Origin of the sequence: Leifsonia sp. NPDC080035 (assembly GCF_040050925.1) — a bacterium.
Lineage (GTDB): Bacteria > Actinomycetota > Actinomycetes > Actinomycetales > Microbacteriaceae > Leifsonia.
This window is the reverse complement of record NZ_CP157390.1, coordinates 1,591,325-1,607,443: the sequence shown is the minus strand read 5'-3', so window position 1 is coordinate 1,607,443 and position 16,119 is coordinate 1,591,325. Positions and strand designations below refer to the sequence as shown.

Annotated in this window: 14 protein-coding genes; 5 read left to right on the top strand and 9 right to left on the bottom strand. The window is 69.9% G+C overall.

Features of this window, described 5'->3' with window-relative positions:
- The first annotated feature begins 2 nt into the window (after positions 1 to 2).
- The 5 genes from AAME72_RS07925 (at position 3) to AAME72_RS07905 (ending at position 7,166) form a co-directional block, all read left to right on the top strand.
- Positions 3 to 1,307, top strand: coding sequence for a glutamyl-tRNA reductase (locus AAME72_RS07925; RefSeq protein ID WP_348789697.1), 1,305 nt, complete (start codon positions 3 to 5; stop codon positions 1,305 to 1,307).
- 58 nt (positions 1,308 to 1,365) lie between these two features.
- The gene (locus tag AAME72_RS07920; protein ID WP_348789696.1) at positions 1,366 to 1,989 is read left to right on the top strand and encodes a GNAT family protein; all 624 of its coding nucleotides are present in this window, start codon (positions 1,366 to 1,368) and stop codon (positions 1,987 to 1,989) included.
- 66 nt (positions 1,990 to 2,055) lie between these two features.
- Positions 2,056 to 3,444 (top strand): glycine--tRNA ligase, encoded by a 1,389-nt coding sequence (locus AAME72_RS07915; protein WP_348789695.1) that lies wholly within the window; start codon positions 2,056 to 2,058, stop codon positions 3,442 to 3,444.
- A 56-nt stretch (positions 3,445 to 3,500) separates the two neighbouring features.
- Positions 3,501 to 6,068: a DUF2156 domain-containing protein gene (locus tag AAME72_RS07910; RefSeq protein ID WP_348789694.1), complete on the top strand. Its 2,568-nt coding sequence runs from the start codon at positions 3,501 to 3,503 to the stop codon at positions 6,066 to 6,068.
- Positions 6,069 to 6,095: 27 nt separating this feature from the next.
- On the top strand, positions 6,096 to 7,166 hold the full coding sequence (locus AAME72_RS07905; protein WP_348789693.1) for an NAD-dependent epimerase/dehydratase family protein: 1,071 nt from the start codon (positions 6,096 to 6,098) through the stop codon (positions 7,164 to 7,166).
- Between the two features lie 21 nt (positions 7,167 to 7,187).
- On the opposite strand, the gene AAME72_RS07900 is transcribed toward AAME72_RS07905, so the two are convergent.
- The 9 genes from AAME72_RS07900 to AAME72_RS07860 form a co-directional block, all read right to left on the bottom strand.
- Positions 7,188 to 8,255 (bottom strand): PrsW family glutamic-type intramembrane protease, encoded by a 1,068-nt coding sequence (locus tag AAME72_RS07900; protein ID WP_348789692.1) that lies wholly within the window; start codon positions 8,253 to 8,255, stop codon positions 7,188 to 7,190.
- A 4-nt stretch (positions 8,256 to 8,259) separates the two neighbouring features.
- The gene (locus AAME72_RS07895) at positions 8,260 to 9,171 is read right to left on the bottom strand and encodes a serine hydrolase (protein WP_348789691.1); all 912 of its coding nucleotides are present in this window, start codon (positions 9,169 to 9,171) and stop codon (positions 8,260 to 8,262) included.
- A 160-nt stretch (positions 9,172 to 9,331) separates the two neighbouring features.
- Positions 9,332 to 11,314, bottom strand: coding sequence for a M13-type metalloendopeptidase (locus tag AAME72_RS07890; RefSeq protein ID WP_348789690.1), 1,983 nt, complete (start codon positions 11,312 to 11,314; stop codon positions 9,332 to 9,334).
- 16 nt (positions 11,315 to 11,330) lie between these two features.
- Complete coding sequence (locus AAME72_RS07885) at positions 11,331 to 11,732, bottom strand: hypothetical protein (RefSeq protein WP_348789689.1); 402 nt, start codon at positions 11,730 to 11,732, stop codon at positions 11,331 to 11,333.
- Between the two features lie 202 nt (positions 11,733 to 11,934).
- Positions 11,935 to 12,249, bottom strand: coding sequence for a hypothetical protein (locus AAME72_RS07880; RefSeq protein WP_348789688.1), 315 nt, complete (start codon positions 12,247 to 12,249; stop codon positions 11,935 to 11,937).
- A gap of 55 nt (positions 12,250 to 12,304) precedes the next feature.
- Positions 12,305 to 12,892, bottom strand: coding sequence for a hypothetical protein (locus AAME72_RS07875; RefSeq protein WP_348789687.1), 588 nt, complete (start codon positions 12,890 to 12,892; stop codon positions 12,305 to 12,307).
- A gap of 39 nt (positions 12,893 to 12,931) precedes the next feature.
- The gene (locus AAME72_RS07870) at positions 12,932 to 13,441 is read right to left on the bottom strand and encodes a hypothetical protein (RefSeq protein WP_348789686.1); all 510 of its coding nucleotides are present in this window, start codon (positions 13,439 to 13,441) and stop codon (positions 12,932 to 12,934) included.
- A 223-nt stretch (positions 13,442 to 13,664) separates the two neighbouring features.
- Positions 13,665 to 14,651 carry an NAD(P)-dependent oxidoreductase gene (locus AAME72_RS07865; RefSeq protein ID WP_348789685.1) on the bottom strand — a complete coding sequence of 329 codons (987 nt, stop codon included), beginning with the start codon at positions 14,649 to 14,651 and terminating at the stop codon, positions 13,665 to 13,667.
- 29 nt (positions 14,652 to 14,680) lie between these two features.
- A complete protein-coding gene (locus AAME72_RS07860) occupies positions 14,681 to 16,033 on the bottom strand; it encodes an MFS transporter (protein ID WP_348789684.1) in 1,353 nt (450 codons plus the stop codon).
- Positions 16,034 to 16,119: the final 86 nt, after the last annotated feature.

Here is a 16,119-nt window from a genome sequence, read left to right as displayed (position 1 = left end):
CCGTGCTTCTCTGCTTCTCGTCGAGCCACCGCACCGCGGAATTCGACCTCCTGGAACGGCTCGAGCGTCACGCTCCGGCCGTCACCGCCGCACTCGCAGAGCACTCCGAAGTCGTCACCGGGTCCGTGGTGCTCGCCACGTGCAACCGGTTCGAGGCCTACCTCGACATCGACGAGCCCCTCCCCGCCGCGCGCGCCGTCTCCGCAGAGACCGTGATCGAGGCGGTCAGCGCCGCCTCCGGGATCGACGCCGACGTGCTCCGCGCCTCCAGCGCCGTCTACTGCGACGACGCGGTCGCCGAGCACCTGTTCTCGGTGTCGAGCGGCCTCGAGTCCGTCGTCGTCGGCGAGGGCGAGATCGCGGGCCAGGTGCGCCGAGCCCTCCAGTCCGCCCGCGTCGCCGGGACCGTCACCAGCGACCTGGAGCGGTTGTTCCAGATCGCGTCGCGCACCTCGCGCGGCGTGAAGAACCGCACCGGGATCATGACGGCCGGCCGGTCGATGGTGCGGCTCGCGCTGGACCTCGCCGAGAGCCGCGTGAGCGACTGGGCGCAGGTGCGCGTGCTGCTGATCGGCACCGGCAAGTACGCCGGCGCGAGCCTCGCGGCGCTCCGCGACAAGGGCGCCACCGACGTGCGGGTGTACTCGCCGTCCGGCCGCGCCGCGAAGTTCGCGCTGTCGCACGACGTCGTCCCGGTGGAGGCCGCCGACCTCGAGGAGGCGCTCGGTCGCTCCGACCTCGTCGTCACCTGCTCCGCCGTCACCGAGTACGTGCTCACCCCGGGGATGCTCGCCGTCGCGACCGCGCGCCGGGACGCCGTTGAGCGCCGGCTCGTGATCGATCTCGGCCTTCCCCGCAACGTCGACCCCGCCGTCGCCGAGCTGCACGGCGTCGAGCTGCTCGACCTCGAGACCATCAGCATCCACGCCCCGGTGGAGGAGCTGCACGCCGCGGACGACGCCCGTGAGATCGTCGGCGCCGCGGCCGCCGAGTTCGCGGCGCAGACCGCCGAGCAGGCCGTCACCCCCGCCCTCGTCGCGCTGCGTAAGCACGTGTTCGACGTGCTGGACGCCGAGATCGCGCGCGCCCGCTCCCGCGGCGACTCCAGCGAGCAGACCGAAGCGGCGCTGCGCCACCTCGCCGGCGTCCTGCTGCACACCCCGTCCGTCCGCGCCCGCGAACTGGCCAGGGAGGGCGACGCGCAGGCGTTCGTCGACGCGACCGCCGCGCTCTTCGGCCTGGAGGTCGAGCAGCCGGTGGCCCAGCCGAGGCTGACCGCCGTGGACGAGCAGTCCGCCGCATCCTGAGAACCCGACTGAACCCGACGAACCCGACGCATCCCGACACCGTCACCGAGGAGGAACCGTGAGCGACGAGGCCACGATCCAGACCCCCGCACCGCACACCGCCGCCGGCCTGCCCTACGCAGCGCAGGAGCTCCGCACCGAGCGGCTGCTGCTGCGTCCGCTCAACAGCGGCGATCTGGAGAACGGCCACGAGTTCGAGAGGCTGAAGGACGTCGCGCGCTACCTCTACTGGGAGGTGCACGACCACGACGAGTCGGCGGAGCACCTGCGCAAGCGCATCGCGATGAACCGCCTCGCGCAGGACGGCGACGGCATCGTCTACGCGGTCGAGCTGCCGGACCCGGAGGGCGGGCACAGCCGGGTCATCGGCCACGTGAGCCTGTTCCTCAAGAAGGCGGAGTGGGCGAAGTTCGAGATGGGCTGGGTGTTCCACCCGGCCGTCCACGGTCGCGGCTACGCCACCGAGGCGACGACCCGCCTGCTCGAGCTCTGCTTCGACACCCTCGGCGGCCACCGCGTGTTCGCGCAGCTCGACGCCCGCAACGAGGCGTCGGCGCGGCTCTGCGAGATCCTGGGGATGCGCCAGGAGGCGCTGCTGCGCGAGACGGAGATCGCCAAGGGCGAGTGGACGGACACGGCGGTGTTCGCCATCCTGGAGCAGGACTTCCGCTCCGGCCGGTGACGTCCACGCTTCCTCAGTAGGATGGACGGGTCCCCCACACCACCCCGGCACCGAACAGGGAGCACCATGGCCGCACCGTCGAGACTGGATTCCGTCATCACGCTGGCGCAGCACCGCGGATTCGTCTTCCCCTCCGGAGAGATCTACGGCGGTACCCGCTCCGCGTGGGACTACGGTCCCCTCGGCGTCGAGCTGAAGGAGAACATCAAGCGCGAGTGGTGGAACGCCTTCGTGCGCGGCCGTGGAGACATGGTCGGTCTCGACTCGGCGATCATCCTGCCGACCGCGGTCTGGGAGGCCTCCGGCCACGTCAAGGTGTTCAGCGACCCGCTCACCGAGTCGCTCATCACGCACAAGCGCTACCGGGCCGACCACCTCTTCGAGGCGTACGAGGCCGAGCACGGCCACCCGCCGGTGAACGGCCTCGACGACATCGCCGACCCCGACCACCCCGACAAGGTGGGCCAGTGGACGCCGATCCGCCAGTTCTCCGGCCTGATGAAGACCTACCTCGGCGTCGTGGACGACGAGTCCGGCCTGCACTACATGCGCCCGGAGACCGCGCAGGGCATCTTCACCGACTTCGCGGCCGTGCTGCAGACGGCGCGCAAGAAGCCGCCGTTCGGCATCGGCCAGATCGGCAAGGCGTTCCGCAACGAGATCACGCCGGGCAACTTCATCTTCCGCACCCGCGAGTTCGAGCAGATGGAGATCGAGTACTTCGTCGAGCCGGGCACGGACGACGAGTGGTTCCAGACCTGGATCGACCTCTGCTGGGACTGGTTCGTCGACCTGGGCATCGACCCGGCGAACATCCGCCGCCTCGAGCACCCGAAGGACAAGCTCGCGCACTACTCGAAGCGCACCATCGACATCGAGTACAAGTTCGACTTCGTCGGCAGCGAGTGGGGCGAGCTGATGGGCGTCGCGAACCGCACCGACTACGACCTGAAGACGCACATCGAGCACTCCGGCAAGGACCTCAGCTACTTCGACCAGAACAAGAACGAGCGCTACGTGCCGTACGTGATCGAGCCGTCCTTCGGCCTCACCCGCGCGCTGATGGCGTTCCTGGTCGACGCGTACGACGAGGAGGAGGTGCCGAACGCCAAGGGCGGAACCGACAAGCGCACCGTGCTGCACCTGGACCCGCGCCTGGCGCCGGTGAAGGTCGCCGTGCTCCCGCTCTCGCGGAACGAGGCGCTCTCGCCGCTGGCCCGCGGCCTCGCCGACTCGCTCCGCAAGCGCCGCAACGTCGACTTCGACGACTCCGGCGCGATCGGCCGCCGCTACCGCAGGCAGGACGAGATCGGGACGCCGCTGGCGGTCACGGTCGACTTCGACTCGCTCGAGGACGACGCCGTGACCGTGCGCGACCGCGACACGATGAAGCAGGAGCGCATCCCGCTCGAGGGTCTCGACCGCTACCTCGCGGAGCGTCTCCGCGAGATCTGATCCTCCGCCCGGGTCGCACCGCCCGCTAGGGTTGTGCCCACCGTGACGGAGACAGGATGAGCAGCGCGCCGACCAGCACAGCGTCCGCCCCGCCGGCCGCGCCCCCGCCGGGGAACCGCCGGGGCGGGGCCTGGCACACCCTCATCCGCTACGCCCGCGTGGCGCCGGCGAGCGTGACGCTCGCGGTCGTGCTGATCGTGACGTCCATCCTCACCGGCACCCTGTGGTCCCCGGCGACCACCGGCGGCGACGCCCTCGTCTGGGCGGCCGGCGTCAGCACGACCATCCACGGCGGGTTCTGGTGGACGCCGCTGACCGCCCTGTTCGTGCCGGAGGACACGGTGCAGGTGGTGCTGTGCGTGCTGCTCGCGCTCACCCTGATGGCCGTCGCCGAGCGTCTGCTCGGGACCGTCCGGGTGGTGGTCGCCTTCCTGGTCACGGGAGTGCTCGGCATCGCGCTGGGCGTCGTCGGCCAGTGGGCGGCGGCGAACGTGGGAGAGCTGCTCGCGCGAGCGACCGAGTTCGACTTCACGCTCGACCCGACCATCGGGATCCTCGGCGCGCTCATCACGGCGAGCGCCTTCGCCAGCACGCTCTGGCGCAGGCGCATCCGGCTGCTCACCTTCGCCGTGATCCTGACACTGGTGCTCTACAACGGCGACCAGAACAACGTGTACAGGCTCATCGCCGCCCTGCTCGGGCTGGCGCTCGGCGCCATCCTGCGCGGCGGCCGGCTGCACCGGCTGCGCCGCAGCTCGCACGGGGAGACCCGCAACTTGGTGGCCGCGGTCATCGCCATCACGGCGGTGGGGCCGCTCGCGGCGCTGCTGCCGCCGGGCGGCTTCGGACCGTTCTCGTTCATCGCCGCGCTCTTCCAGAACGAGCAGGTGGATGTGGCGAGCGTGCTCGCGAAGTGCGCGGCCGCGGACACCTCCAACTGCCGCGAGGAGCTGTCGCTGGTGTCGGTGCAGGGCTTCGGACCCCTGCTGCTCAGCCTGCTTCCGCTCGTGCTGCTGCTCGTCACGGCGATTGGCCTGCGCCGCGGCAGGCACTTCGCGCTGCTGCTCGGGATCGTCGTGAACGCGGCGATGATCGTCCTTCCGTTCACCGCGCTTCCCGGCGGGGACGTCACGGTGGACATCGACGACGCCAGCGCGCTCGCCCCGGCGATCGAGGTGCTGCTCTGGCTTCTGGCCGTTCTCCTGGTGCCGCTCGCGTCGATCGTCGTGCTGATCGTCACGCGCCGGCAGTTCCAGATCCGTGCGCCCCGGGACGCCGTCGTGCGGTTCACCATTCTGGTGGCCGTCTCGTTCGCGCTGCTGGCGGTCGCCTACCTCGTGGCGGGCCTCGCCACGCTCGGCGGCTATGTGCCGGAGGCGAGCCTCGGCGACGTGTTCGTCTCCACCCTGCGCCGGTTCGTCCCCGCCGGGTTCGAGTCGGTGCTCGGGCCGGTGATCGTCCCGACCTCTGCCGTGGTGGTGCTGCTCTACCAGTGGGTCGGCCCGGTGTTCTGGCTGATCTTCGTCCTGGCGACGCTGCGGCTCTACCGCGCGACCTCCACCGGCCGCACGATCGGCGACGAGGTGCACTTCCGCGAGCTGCTGCGGGCGGGTGGCGGCGGCACGCTCGGCTTCATGGGCACCTGGCCGGGGAACGTGTACTGGTTCAGCGAGGAGGGCGACGCGGCGGTGGCGTACCGGGTGATCAACGGAGTGGCCATCACGCTGTCCGACCCGGTCTGCCATCCCGCGCGCGCCGAGCAGACCATCATCGACTTCGTCGGGTTCTGCGACGCCAACAGCTGGGTGCCGGTGTTCTACAGCATCCACGACAGGTACCTGCCGGTGTTCGAGTCGCTGGGCTGGCAGACCATGTCGGTGGGCGAGGAGACGTTGATGCACCCGCAGACCTTCGACATGCAGGGCAAGCCGTGGCAGAAGGTGCGCCAGGCGCACAACCGCGGTGTCAAGGAGCGCATCTCGACGCTCTGGACCACCTGGGACGAGCTCCCCCCGGTGCAGCAGTCGCAGATCGCCGCGCTCAGCGAGCAGTGGGTGTCGGAGAAGGAGCTGCCCGAGATGGGCTTCACGCTCGGCGGGATGGAGGAGCTGAAGGATCCCGACGTGCGCCTCTACCTCGCCTACGACCCCGAGGGCGAGCTCCAGGCGGTCACGAGCTGGCTGCCCAGCTGGCGCGACGGGACGGTTGTCGGCTACACGATCGACTTCATGCGCCGGGCAGACGGCAGCATCCCGGGCATCATGGAGTTCATCATCGCCTCCGCGGCGCAGCACATGCGCGATGAGGGTGTCGAGGTGCTCAGCCTGTCGGGGGCGCCGCTCGCCACCAAGCCCGCGGGCGCAGACGGCGACGAGCGCGCTGATGCCGAGCCGGGGGCGATGGACCGCGTGCTCGCCCTGCTGGCGCGCACGCTCGAGCCCGCCTACGGGTTCGCGTCGCTGTTCAAATTCAAGAGCAAGTTCAACCCGACCTACGAGACGCTGTGGATGGCGTATCCCGACCCCGTCGCGCTCCCGTCGATCGGCAACGCCATCGGCCGCGCCTACCTGCCGGACGCGAACGCCAAGGAGTACGTCGCGCTCGCCCGCACCATCGTCCGCTGAGGACGCCGCGCAGCGTACGGTGGCGGCATGAGGGTGGACAGCGGCAGAGCGGGCAGGACCGCCATGATCATCGGCGGCACCGGCCAGATCGGCACGGCGGCGGCGCGCAGGCTGGCGGCGGACGGCTGGTCCGTGCTCGTCGCGCACCGCGGGCGGCACCACGGCGACACGGAGCTCGTCGACGGCGACGTGACGAGCATCCGGCTCGACCGTGACGACACCGACGCACTGCTGGAGCGCGCCCGCGGCCACGACCTCGTGCTGGACACCGTGGCATACGAACCCCGGCACGCCGACCAGCTCGCCGGGCTCGCCGGGGAGATCGGTTCGCTCGTCGTCATCTCGACGGGGTCCGTCTATCTCGGCAGGGAGGGCGGTTACCTCGACGTGGTCACCGGGCCGGACGACTTCCCCGACTACCCTGTGCCGTTGCGGGAGACGGACCCGACGGTCGACAACAGGGAGCGCACCTACTCGCCGCTCAAGGCCGCGATGGAGCGCAGGCTGCTTCAGGTGGAGGGGCTGCCGGCGAGCATCCTGAGGCCGGGCGCGATCCACGGCCCGTTCAGCCCGGCCCTGCGCGAGTGGTACTTCATCAAGCGCGCGCTCGACGGGCGCGAGCGGGTGCTGCTGGCCGACCACGGCCGCAACCGGTTCAGCACGTCGTCGACCGCGAACATCGCCGAGCTGATCGCGCTCTGCGCCGCGCATCCCGGCCGCCGCGTGCTGAACGCGGTCGACGAGGACGACCTCAGCGTCGCGGAGATCGCCCGCGCCGTGTACGCCGCGCTCGACCGTGAGGTGGAGGTGGTCGGCTTCGATGGGCCGCCCGTCGACGGGCTCGGCGGCACGCCATGGACGGTCGCGAACCCGCTGCTGCTCAGCATGGCGCAGGCGAAGGTGCAGCTCGGCTATCGCCAGCCTGCCGGCTACGACGAGGCCGTCGCGTCCGCGGTGGACTGGGCGGTGCGGGAGGTGCGCGCGGCCGAGCGCCGCCAGGAGGACTGGCGGGCGCTGTTCCCGTCGATCGCCGAGCGCGCCGAGGCGGACCGCTGGTTCGACTACGCCGCGGAGGACGAGGCGCTCGGCCGGCGGTGAGCGGTCGCGACGGGAACGCGGTCAGGTGGCGAGGGCCCGTGCATCCCGTCGGCGGATGTGCCGCACGACGAGCAGCCAGGTGACGCCGCTCGCGATCACGAACATCAGGTCGGCGAGCAGCAGCAGGAAGCCGCTGGCCGGCCCGAACGCCCGCTCGCTCCCCGCCCACTGCAGGCTGTTGAACAGCCCGTGCGCCGCCGCGACGCCGAGGTAGGCGCCGACCACGCCGAGCGTGATGCGGAACCGGCCGTTCCTCGCCGCGCCGAAGACCGCGGCGCCCAGCAGCGCAGAGAACACGGGGTGGAGGAACGGCCCGGTCAGCTCCCGTCCTGCCGTCGTCGTCAGGAACAGCCCGATCCCGGAGCCGTTGTCGTGGCCGAGCACGTACGACTGCTGCAGGTAGGAGAGGTTCTCGATGAAGCTGAAGCCGAGGCCGACCGCCCCGCCGACGAAGAGCCCGACCCGCGCGTTCTTCACCGGGAGCCGGGAGCAGAGCAGCAGGACGCATCCAAGCTTGACCAGCTCCTCCACGGCTCCCGCGCTGGCGAGCACGGCGAGGCTCGGATGGCGCGCGGTGCCACCCGCGAGCACGTCGATGAGACCCTCGACAGGCAGGACGATCAGCGTCGCGAGCGTGCCGCCGATCAGCGCGACGGCCGCCAGGCGGGGGACGGTCACGCCGTCCTCCGGCCGGAGCTTGTAGGCCATCGTGTAGAAGATGGCCGCCGCGGCGGTCCCGCTGCCGGTCACCAGCAGATACGGCGAGAGGACGGCCGGGGCGCCGTCCCCGGCGTGCGGCGCGAGGGCGGTCACCAGGAGGCTGAGGCCGAACAGCCACAGCCAGACGGCGGCGCTCGCGGCCACGATGAGCCAGCCGCCGAAGCGGCCGAGCCACTTGCGCCGCCGGGGGCGGACGTCGCCCTGCGCCACGGCGGCGCCGGTCTGCGCGGCCGCTGCCTGCGCGTTCGCGGGGGCCGGCGGCGGTGGCCAGGTGTGCTCGGTCCAGGCGACGCCGCTCCACCACCGATACGACGGCGCGGGGCTCGGGTCGGGATACCAGCCGGGAGGTGGCGGCGGCGGGACGGTCATCCCGTCAGAATACGTACTCCAGCAGGTCGAGACCGACCGTGCGCATCCCGTCGATGACGGCGAGTCGCGATGCCAGGCTGGTGTCGTCGAAATACGTCGACACGGCGAAGGTCACCCCGGCCCGCGGGCCGCGGAGCACGCCCACCTCGCTGCGGACGCCGGCGTCGCTGCCCGTCTTGTTGACAAGCAGGATGCCGTGCTCGGCCTGCCGGTGCGCGTGCGGGTCCAGCCCGAACGCACTCGACACCAGCGATGCGTCGCTGTTCAGGGACAGCCAGGAGATGACCTGCCGGCTCGTCGCCGCATCCACGACCTCGCCGCGGGCGAGCGCGGAGAACAGCCAGGTGAGCTCATTGGCGCTGCCGACCGAGAGCTGCGGAGCGTCGTCCGGCCCGCGGTGGTCGCGCACCAGGTCGAGGAGCGCCGTGCGGGTGAGGCCGAGCGACTCGGTGCGGGCGCTCACGGCCTCCAGGCCGACGCGGCGGAGCAGCACGTTGGTGGCCAGGTTGTCGCTGGTCGCACCGACGAGGGCGGCCAGGTCGGCGACCGGCAACGACGGCACCTGGAGGTGCTGCCAGATGCCCGAGTCGCCCGCCGCGTCCTGCGGCGCACGGTCGAGGACGGCGAGCGGGCTCAACTGGCCGGACTGGAGGCGCGCGGCGACCTCCACGAGCAGCAGGACCTTGCCGATGCTGGCCGTCGGCATGACGATGTGGTCGTCGACCGAGAAGAGGACCTCGCCGCTGGCGAGGTCCGTCGCGCGGCCGGACACCTGCACGCCCTGCATCGCGAGCCGGCCTAGCGCCTCGAACCCGCGGCTGAACATCTCCTGCGTGCGGTCGGCGCCCTGGTGCCTGCCCCTCCGGGTGTCGGCATGACGGCTGCGGCGCGCGGTCTGCTCGGTCTGGCTCGTCACGGTAGGGCTCGATCCTTCTTCCGAGTCGGGATGTCGGCACGGCCGCGGTCCCCCCGGCCCGCGCGTCGCCTCCCGGCGCGGTGGCGGGGGCGACGACATCGACGATGTTACCCCGCGCGGGGGGTTCGGAGGGAAGCGATCCCTCCGAACCAGTGCCCGGTCACCAGATGGTCACGCGCTCCTCGGGTGCGAGCCACAGCGCGTCGGTCTCGGCGACCCCGAACGTCTCGTAGAAGGCGTCGATGTTGCGCACGATCTGGTTGCAGCGGAACTCGTTCGGCGAGTGCGGGTCGATCGCGAGCAAGCGGATCACCTCGGCGTCGCGGCCCTTCTGCTGCCAGGCCTGCGCCCACGACAGGAAGAACCGCTCTGCGCCGGTCAGTCCGTCGATCACGGGCGGCTCCTGGCCGTCGAGGGAGAGCAGGTAGGCCTTCCAGGCGATGCCGAGGCCGCCCAGGTCGCCGATGTTCTCGCCGATCGTCAGGGCGCCGTTGACGTGGTGCTCCGGCACCTGCGCGGGCGCGAGCGCGTTGTACTGCTCGATGAGGCTGCCGGTGCGCTTCTCGAACGCGGCGCGGTCGGCGGCGGTCCACCAGTCCTCGAGCCGGCCGTCGCCGTCGAACTTGGAGCCCTGGTCGTCGAAGCCGTGGCCGATCTCGTGGCCGATGACCGCGCCGATCGCGCCGTAGTTGGCCGCGGCGTCCCTGTCGGCGTCGAAGAACGGGTACTGGAGGATCGCGGCGGGGAACACGATCTCGTTGAAGCCGGGGTTGTAGTACGCGTTGATGGTCTGCGGCGTCATGAACCACTCGTCGCGATCGAGTGGCTTGCCGATCTTGCCGAGCTCGCGGTTGAACTCGAACAGTGCGGCCGCGCGCGCGTTACCGGCCAGGTCGGTCGGGTCGATCTGCAGCGCGGAGTAGTCGCGCCACTTCACCGGGTAGCCGATCTTGGGCGTGAACTTGTCGAGCTTGTCGAGCGCGCGGTTGCGAGTGTCCTCGCCCATCCATTCGAGCGTCCGGATGCTCTGGCGGTAGGCCTCGATGAGGTTCGCGACCAGCTCGTCCATCGCGTTCTTCGCCGCGGGTGGGAAGTGCTTCTCGACGTAGATGCGGCCGACCGCCTCGCCCATCGCACCCTCGACCAGGGAGACGCCGCGCTTCCAGCGCGCCCGCATCTCCGGGGTGCCGGTGAGGGTGCGGCCGTAGAAGTCGAAGTTCGCGTCGACGAAGTCGCCGCTGAGGTACGGAGCCGAGCCGTGGATGATCTGCCAGGCCAGCCAGTCCTTCCACGACTGCAGGCGGTCCTCGGTGAGGAGGGTCGCGAGGCCGGAGGCGAACGACGGCTGGCGCAGCACCAGCTCGTCGAAGGCGCCCTCCGGGGCGCCGAGGCCCTTCGCCCAGGTCTGGAGGTCGGCGCCGGGCGCTGCCGCCGCGGTCGCGCCGCCGGTGAACAGCGCGTTCGCGTCCGCCCACGAGTACAGGTTGTAGGTCTTCTCGGAGTCGCGGGAGGCGACGTTGTCCCAGTGCTGCGCGGCGATCTCGGTCTCGAGGTCGAAGACCCGCTGCGCGCGCTCCGGTGCATCCTCGAACCCGGCGAGCTCGAACATCCTCTGGATGTGCGCGACGAACGCCTCGCGCACCGGCGCGAACCGCTCCTCGCGGAAGTAGGACTCGTCCGGCAGCGAGATGCCCGCCTGCTCGGCGAAGACCAGGTAGCGCTCCGGGTTGCCGGGGTCGTTGTCGACGAACAGCTGGTAGAAGCCGCCGACGCCGTGCCGCTCCAGCCGGCCGACCGTCTCGAGCAGGGCGGGGATGCCGTCCACGTCGCTCGCGAGCGCGAGCTGCGCCTCGATCGGCTTCGTGCCGAGCTGCTCCACACGGTCCTCGTCCATGAAGCTCGCGAAGAGGTCGCCGAACTTCCGCTCCTCGGTGCCCTCGGGCGCGGTCTGCGCGGCCTCGATGATCTCGCGCACCGCGGCCTCCGCCTCCTCGGCGAGGATCATGAACGAGCCCCAGCGGGCCTTGTCCGCGGGGATCTCAGTGCGATCCAGCCACTTGCCATTCACGTGCCGGAAGAGGTCGTCCTGCGGGCGGATCGTGGGGTCGAGTTCGTCGGAGGCGATGCCGGATGCCAGGGTCATTGCCCCAGCCTATTCGTCAGGCGCGCGCGGGGGCCAGCGCGCGCAGGCGTGAGAACGAGAGCAGGAACAGCCCGGCGAGGAGCAGCTCGGCGAGGATCGACACGGTGCCGGACGCGCTGCCGTATCCGGCGATCGAGAACCCGATGTTCACGACGGCCATCAGTCCGTATCCCACCCCGAACACGCCGGAGAGCAGCGGCCGGTTCGTCATCCGCCACCAGGGCCGCAGCGCGGCGACGTTCTCGCCGGGCCCGCGGAAGACCCGGGTGGCAAGGTACCAGCCCGCGGTCTGCACGACGGTCAGCACGATGGATGCGACCTCCGAGTGCAGCGCGTCAAAGACGAGGATGAACACCAGGTTCACCGCCAGCAGGATCGCGACGACGATCGCCTTCTCGCGCGGAGTGATGAAACGCATGCGGTGGTGCCCCCTGTGGTGTCTCCCGCCAGGATGTCAGTTCTCGCAGGATGGGCGGGGGTGCCTCGCCGGGCGGGAGGCGGGGCACCGTTCCTGCGGCGGCAGGTCACGTCTGCGCGATGGCGCCCCACCGCAGACGCGACGGGGCACGGCACTCGTCGTGGTCAGCGACCGACACTGCTGACGCGACCAACGGACTCCCTCACGGTGTTGTGCCAGGCTCGGCGGGTAACCATGCCCAGTCGGCCGCCAGAAGCTCGTCGTAACCGTAATCCTCCACATAAATGAGGAAATGCCTCGGGTGGAACAACTCGATCTCCCTCGGCTTCAGACTCGCAACCCACTCAGAATCAACAATCTCGACCAGCTCCTGATATGCGCCCGTGATATGCCAGGAATCCGAAAGCGACTCCGCCGCCGTGCGAACGGCACGCACACGCTGGAAGGAGAACCCGCCGAGCAAGTGCCCATCACCATCGGCGACGAACTCAAGCGTCGCACCTCCACCGAACTTCACGAATCTGAGATCGAACCGAGTGTCCCAACTCCTCGGCAACACCGCACGGCTCTCCTTAGTACTCATAGTCCCCCGGCGCCACCAGCTCGACCTCCTCGATCGATCGAACCGACCACCTCGTGATCGACAGCAACGGAAGAACCTCCGGCGGCCGGCCACCGACCGTCAGAACATCGAACACAAGCCTGCCGAGCCCCTGCCGACGCCACCGATGCGCCAGCACCAACATCGAACGTCCCGACCGCAGTTCCACTCGCCAACGCTTCAGCCCCTCCGCAACGGTCCGAAACGGGGGCTCATCGTAGTCCGGATCAAGTTCGTCCAGTTTCCCTGGAAGGATCCGACGCACGGCCGCTCGATCTATCACCACCGACTCGAAGAGAGCCACAGAGGGGACGCTCCCGACGAAGCTGTCCTGAAAGTGAAGGAAGTCCGGTTGGTCGCCGTAACCGTCCGTGTACACATCGAGGCACCCACCCCCGACGAGAAGAACCCGATCGGAATCCGATCCGAAGGTCAGGTACTCCGCCCCGGCATGCAGCGGTCGATACGAGCCGACCCAATCACATCTCTTCACGCTTCGTTCCTCCTCGTTCGCGTGGGCCAGCGACCCTGCGCCGAACCGGCCGCAGAATGCGAACACGATGCGATCCCCGCCCGACCTCCGCAACCCATGAGTCCCTCAGAGCGACTTGGGCGGGGGATCACGGAACCAGAACTGCTCGGAGGCGAATCGCTCCAGAGACATCCACGAGACCTCCTTGCCCCACTTGTCCTGCGACGGCGGGTACACCCGTGAGCCCGGCTCAAGCACGATATTGAAATCACACAAACCGTACACAAGATGCGTACACGGCGAACCGGTCTCTATCGCGGCACCATCTAGCCGCTCGACAAGCAACGCCACGACAACAGCGGACTCGTCGTCCCTGTCCACGCCCTTCCACATGTCAAGGTCAACCTCGCGACCCTCTCTCACCAGGTCATCCCACTCGGCCGCAGCACGCTTGACCGAGAAATCCACAATCAGCAGATGGTTTGGATCAGAAAACCCACCCGGCTGCTCCCGCAGAAGAATCGTTCCCGCCGACGGATTCACCTCCACCACGATGTCGTCCATCGCTGCGAACTTGGACCAAATCACACTGTCCAGGAACGCGACCCGCTCCTCAAGGCTCATCGTCGTTGCCAATGTCGTCATCCTCCGAGTGCGTCGAAACGGTCTTGGAACGGCCGCAATGATCGCCCCGCCCTCGTTCACTACGACATCGCTGCGCCGTCGTCATCGCCCGTGCCCACAAGCATCGGCGTCGACATCATCGAGGATGCCACGACGACGACCGTGATCCAGCCTCCACGGTACGAAGACGCCACAGGGTGCGCCTCGCCCGGAGCGTCGGCTGCGGCCGCGGCGTCTACGCGTTCAGCTGCACTCGCGCTTTGTGCGCCTCGGCAGCGCGGCGGACGAACTCGGCCCGGTCGACGGTCGGGCGAAAGCCGAGGAGGTCGCGCGCCCTGGCGTTCGAGGTCGTGTAGCTCGGCGCGGTGACGGGGAGTGTCACCTCGACCGTTCCCAGCCCCGCCGCCTCGGCGAGTTCGCGCGCGAATAGGCCGAGGTCGGTGGACTCGTCGGGGCCGAGGCCGATCACCTCGTGCCCGTCCGTGTCCGCCTCCAGGGCGAGGACGACGCCCGCGGCGAGATCCGGCGTCGCCAGGATGCCCATGGCCACGGGGGCCCCGTCGGCGCGCGACGCGACCAGCAGGGTGCCGTCGTCGCCCGCGAACGGCTCCAGGGCGGCGACCACCTCAGCGTTCCCCGCGGCGCGCTCGCGGGCGATGCGCCGGCTCGCGAAGAAGCGCGGGCCGGAGAAGAAGGAGTCGGGGTCGAGGATCTCGGCGGGGTCCTGGGTGTGCGAGAACCGGAGCACCACCGTCGACCAGCCGTTGGTCCGGCCCGCGAACGCCACGAGGTCCTCAGCGAGCACCTTGCTCGCGCCGTACCAGGTGGTCGGGTTGCGGGGGTGGTCCTCATCGAGCGGCTGGTAGGCGGGCGCGTTCTCCGGGTAGACCTCGCCGGTGGAGGCCAGCACGAAACGACGCACGGACCACCCCAGCGCGCGGATGAGCCGCATGGTCGCGGTGACGTTCGCATCGAAGAGCTTCTCGGCGTCCGCCGGGTCCCACGACATGTACGCGCCGAGGTGCGCGACGGCCTCCACGCCGTCCAGCCGCGGATCGGCGGCGGGCAGCCCGGCGAGGTCGCCGATCAGGTAGTCGGCGCCGTCCACAGGCTGCCGCGGCGGGACGAGGTCGAGACCGAGGACGCTGTGCCCGCGCTCGACGAGCTGGGCGGTGACGGCGCGGCCGACGCGGCCTGATGCGCCGGTGACGGCGATGCGCATGGGTTTTCTCCTGTCCTGGGCAGTGCTGGTCAGACTTCGAGCGGCTTGCGGAAGGTCTCACGCGCCCGCAGCACCGTGATCAGCGTGATCAGGGCCGCGGCCATGACGTAGAACGCTGGAGCGAAGGTGTTGCCGGTGGAGGCGATCAGCCAGGTCGCGAAGTACGGGGTGATGCCGCCGAAGATCGCGACGGAGAAGTTGTACGCGATGGCCATGCTGCCGTAGCGGATGTTGGTCGGGAAGAGCTCGGCCATCGCCGCGCTCGACGCGCCGTCGAAGGCCGCCATGAACACGCCCAGCAGGACCATCGCGACGGTCGCGGCGAAGAAGTTGCCGACGCTCATCAGCATGAGGGTCGGGTAGGTGAGCACCAGGAAGCCGACGCAGCCGGCGATCATCACGGGTTTGCGCCCGATCTTGTCGCTCAGCAACCCCATGAACGGGACGAGCACCGCGATGGCCAGCAGGCCGATCACGGTCACGCCGTAGCTCAGCGGCTGCGAGTAGTGCAGGTCGGTCTGGAGGTACGAGGGCATGAACGTCTGCAGGATCCAGTGGCCGACGGCCTTGATCACCACGAACCCGACGCAGAACAGCAGGGCCCGCCAGGAGGTCTTGATGGACGTACGCAGCGGGGACGCGCTCACGTCCCCCTTCGCCTGCACGGCGCGGAACTCCGGAGTGTCCTCGAGGCGGCGGCGCAGGTAGAGACCGGCGACGCCGAGCGGCAGGGCGAGGAGGAACAGCACACGCCATCCCCAGCTGTTCAAGGCGTCGGTGCCGAGCGTGGACGTGAACACCAGGACGAGGCCCGCGCCCACCACGAAGGCAGCGAAGCCGAAGACGTCGACGAAGCTCGAGACGAAGCCTCGGCGGTTCGACGGCGCGTACTCGGCAAGCAGGGTCGTCGCCCCCGAACTCTCACCGCCGGCAGCGAATCCCTGGACGAGCCGCACGACCACGAGCAGCAGCGGCGCCCAGAGCCCCACCATGTCGTACGTGGGGAGGAGACCCATCACGACGGTGGCGCCGGAGGTGACGAGGATCACCGTGGCGAGCGTCGTGCGACGGCCGATGCGGTCGCCGAGCGAGCCCCAGAACAGCCCACCGAGGGGACGCATGACGAAGCCGGCCCCGAACACCGCGAACGCGGAGAGCAACGCCGCCTGCGTGTTGCCCTGCTGGAAGAAGTTCAGGCTGATGACCGTCGCGAGCGTCCCGTACAGGCCGAAGTCGAACCACTCCACGAAGTGGCCGGCCCCGGCCGCGAAGATGACCTTCCGCATGCGCTGAGCGCGGGCGGCGTCGTCGAGCGGTGTCGCGGCCGTCGCTGCGGCGGCGACGTCGACGTCTGCGTCGACGTTCTGAGGGGTGGGGGTCATGGGGGCTCCTACTTCATTGTCGGATGGGTGGCGCCAATGTACCACCTCTCGGCACATTCTTACCATCTAACGACACTCTCGTTTCG

Excerpts from the sequence above, each read along its gene's own strand:
- AAME72_RS07915 (WP_348789695.1), top strand. The coding sequence starts at position 2,056 with ATGGCCGCACCGTCGAGACTGGATTCCGTCATCACGCTGGCGCAGCAC.
- AAME72_RS07910 (WP_348789694.1), top strand. The coding sequence starts at position 3,501 with ATGAGCAGCGCGCCGACCAGCACAGCGTCCGCCCCGCCGGCCGCGCCC.
- AAME72_RS07905 (WP_348789693.1), top strand. The coding sequence starts at position 6,096 with ATGAGGGTGGACAGCGGCAGAGCGGGCAGGACCGCCATGATCATCGGC.
- AAME72_RS07900 (WP_348789692.1), bottom strand. The coding sequence starts at position 8,255 with ATGACCGTCCCGCCGCCGCCACCTCCCGGCTGGTATCCCGACCCGAGC.
- AAME72_RS07890 (WP_348789690.1), bottom strand. The coding sequence starts at position 11,314 with ATGACCCTGGCATCCGGCATCGCCTCCGACGAACTCGACCCCACGATC.
- AAME72_RS07885 (WP_348789689.1), bottom strand. The coding sequence starts at position 11,732 with ATGCGTTTCATCACTCCGCGCGAGAAGGCGATCGTCGTCGCGATCCTG.
- AAME72_RS07865 (WP_348789685.1), bottom strand. The coding sequence starts at position 14,651 with ATGCGCATCGCCGTCACCGGCGCATCAGGCCGCGTCGGCCGCGCCGTC.
- AAME72_RS07860 (WP_348789684.1), bottom strand. The coding sequence starts at position 16,033 with ATGACCCCCACCCCTCAGAACGTCGACGCAGACGTCGACGTCGCCGCC.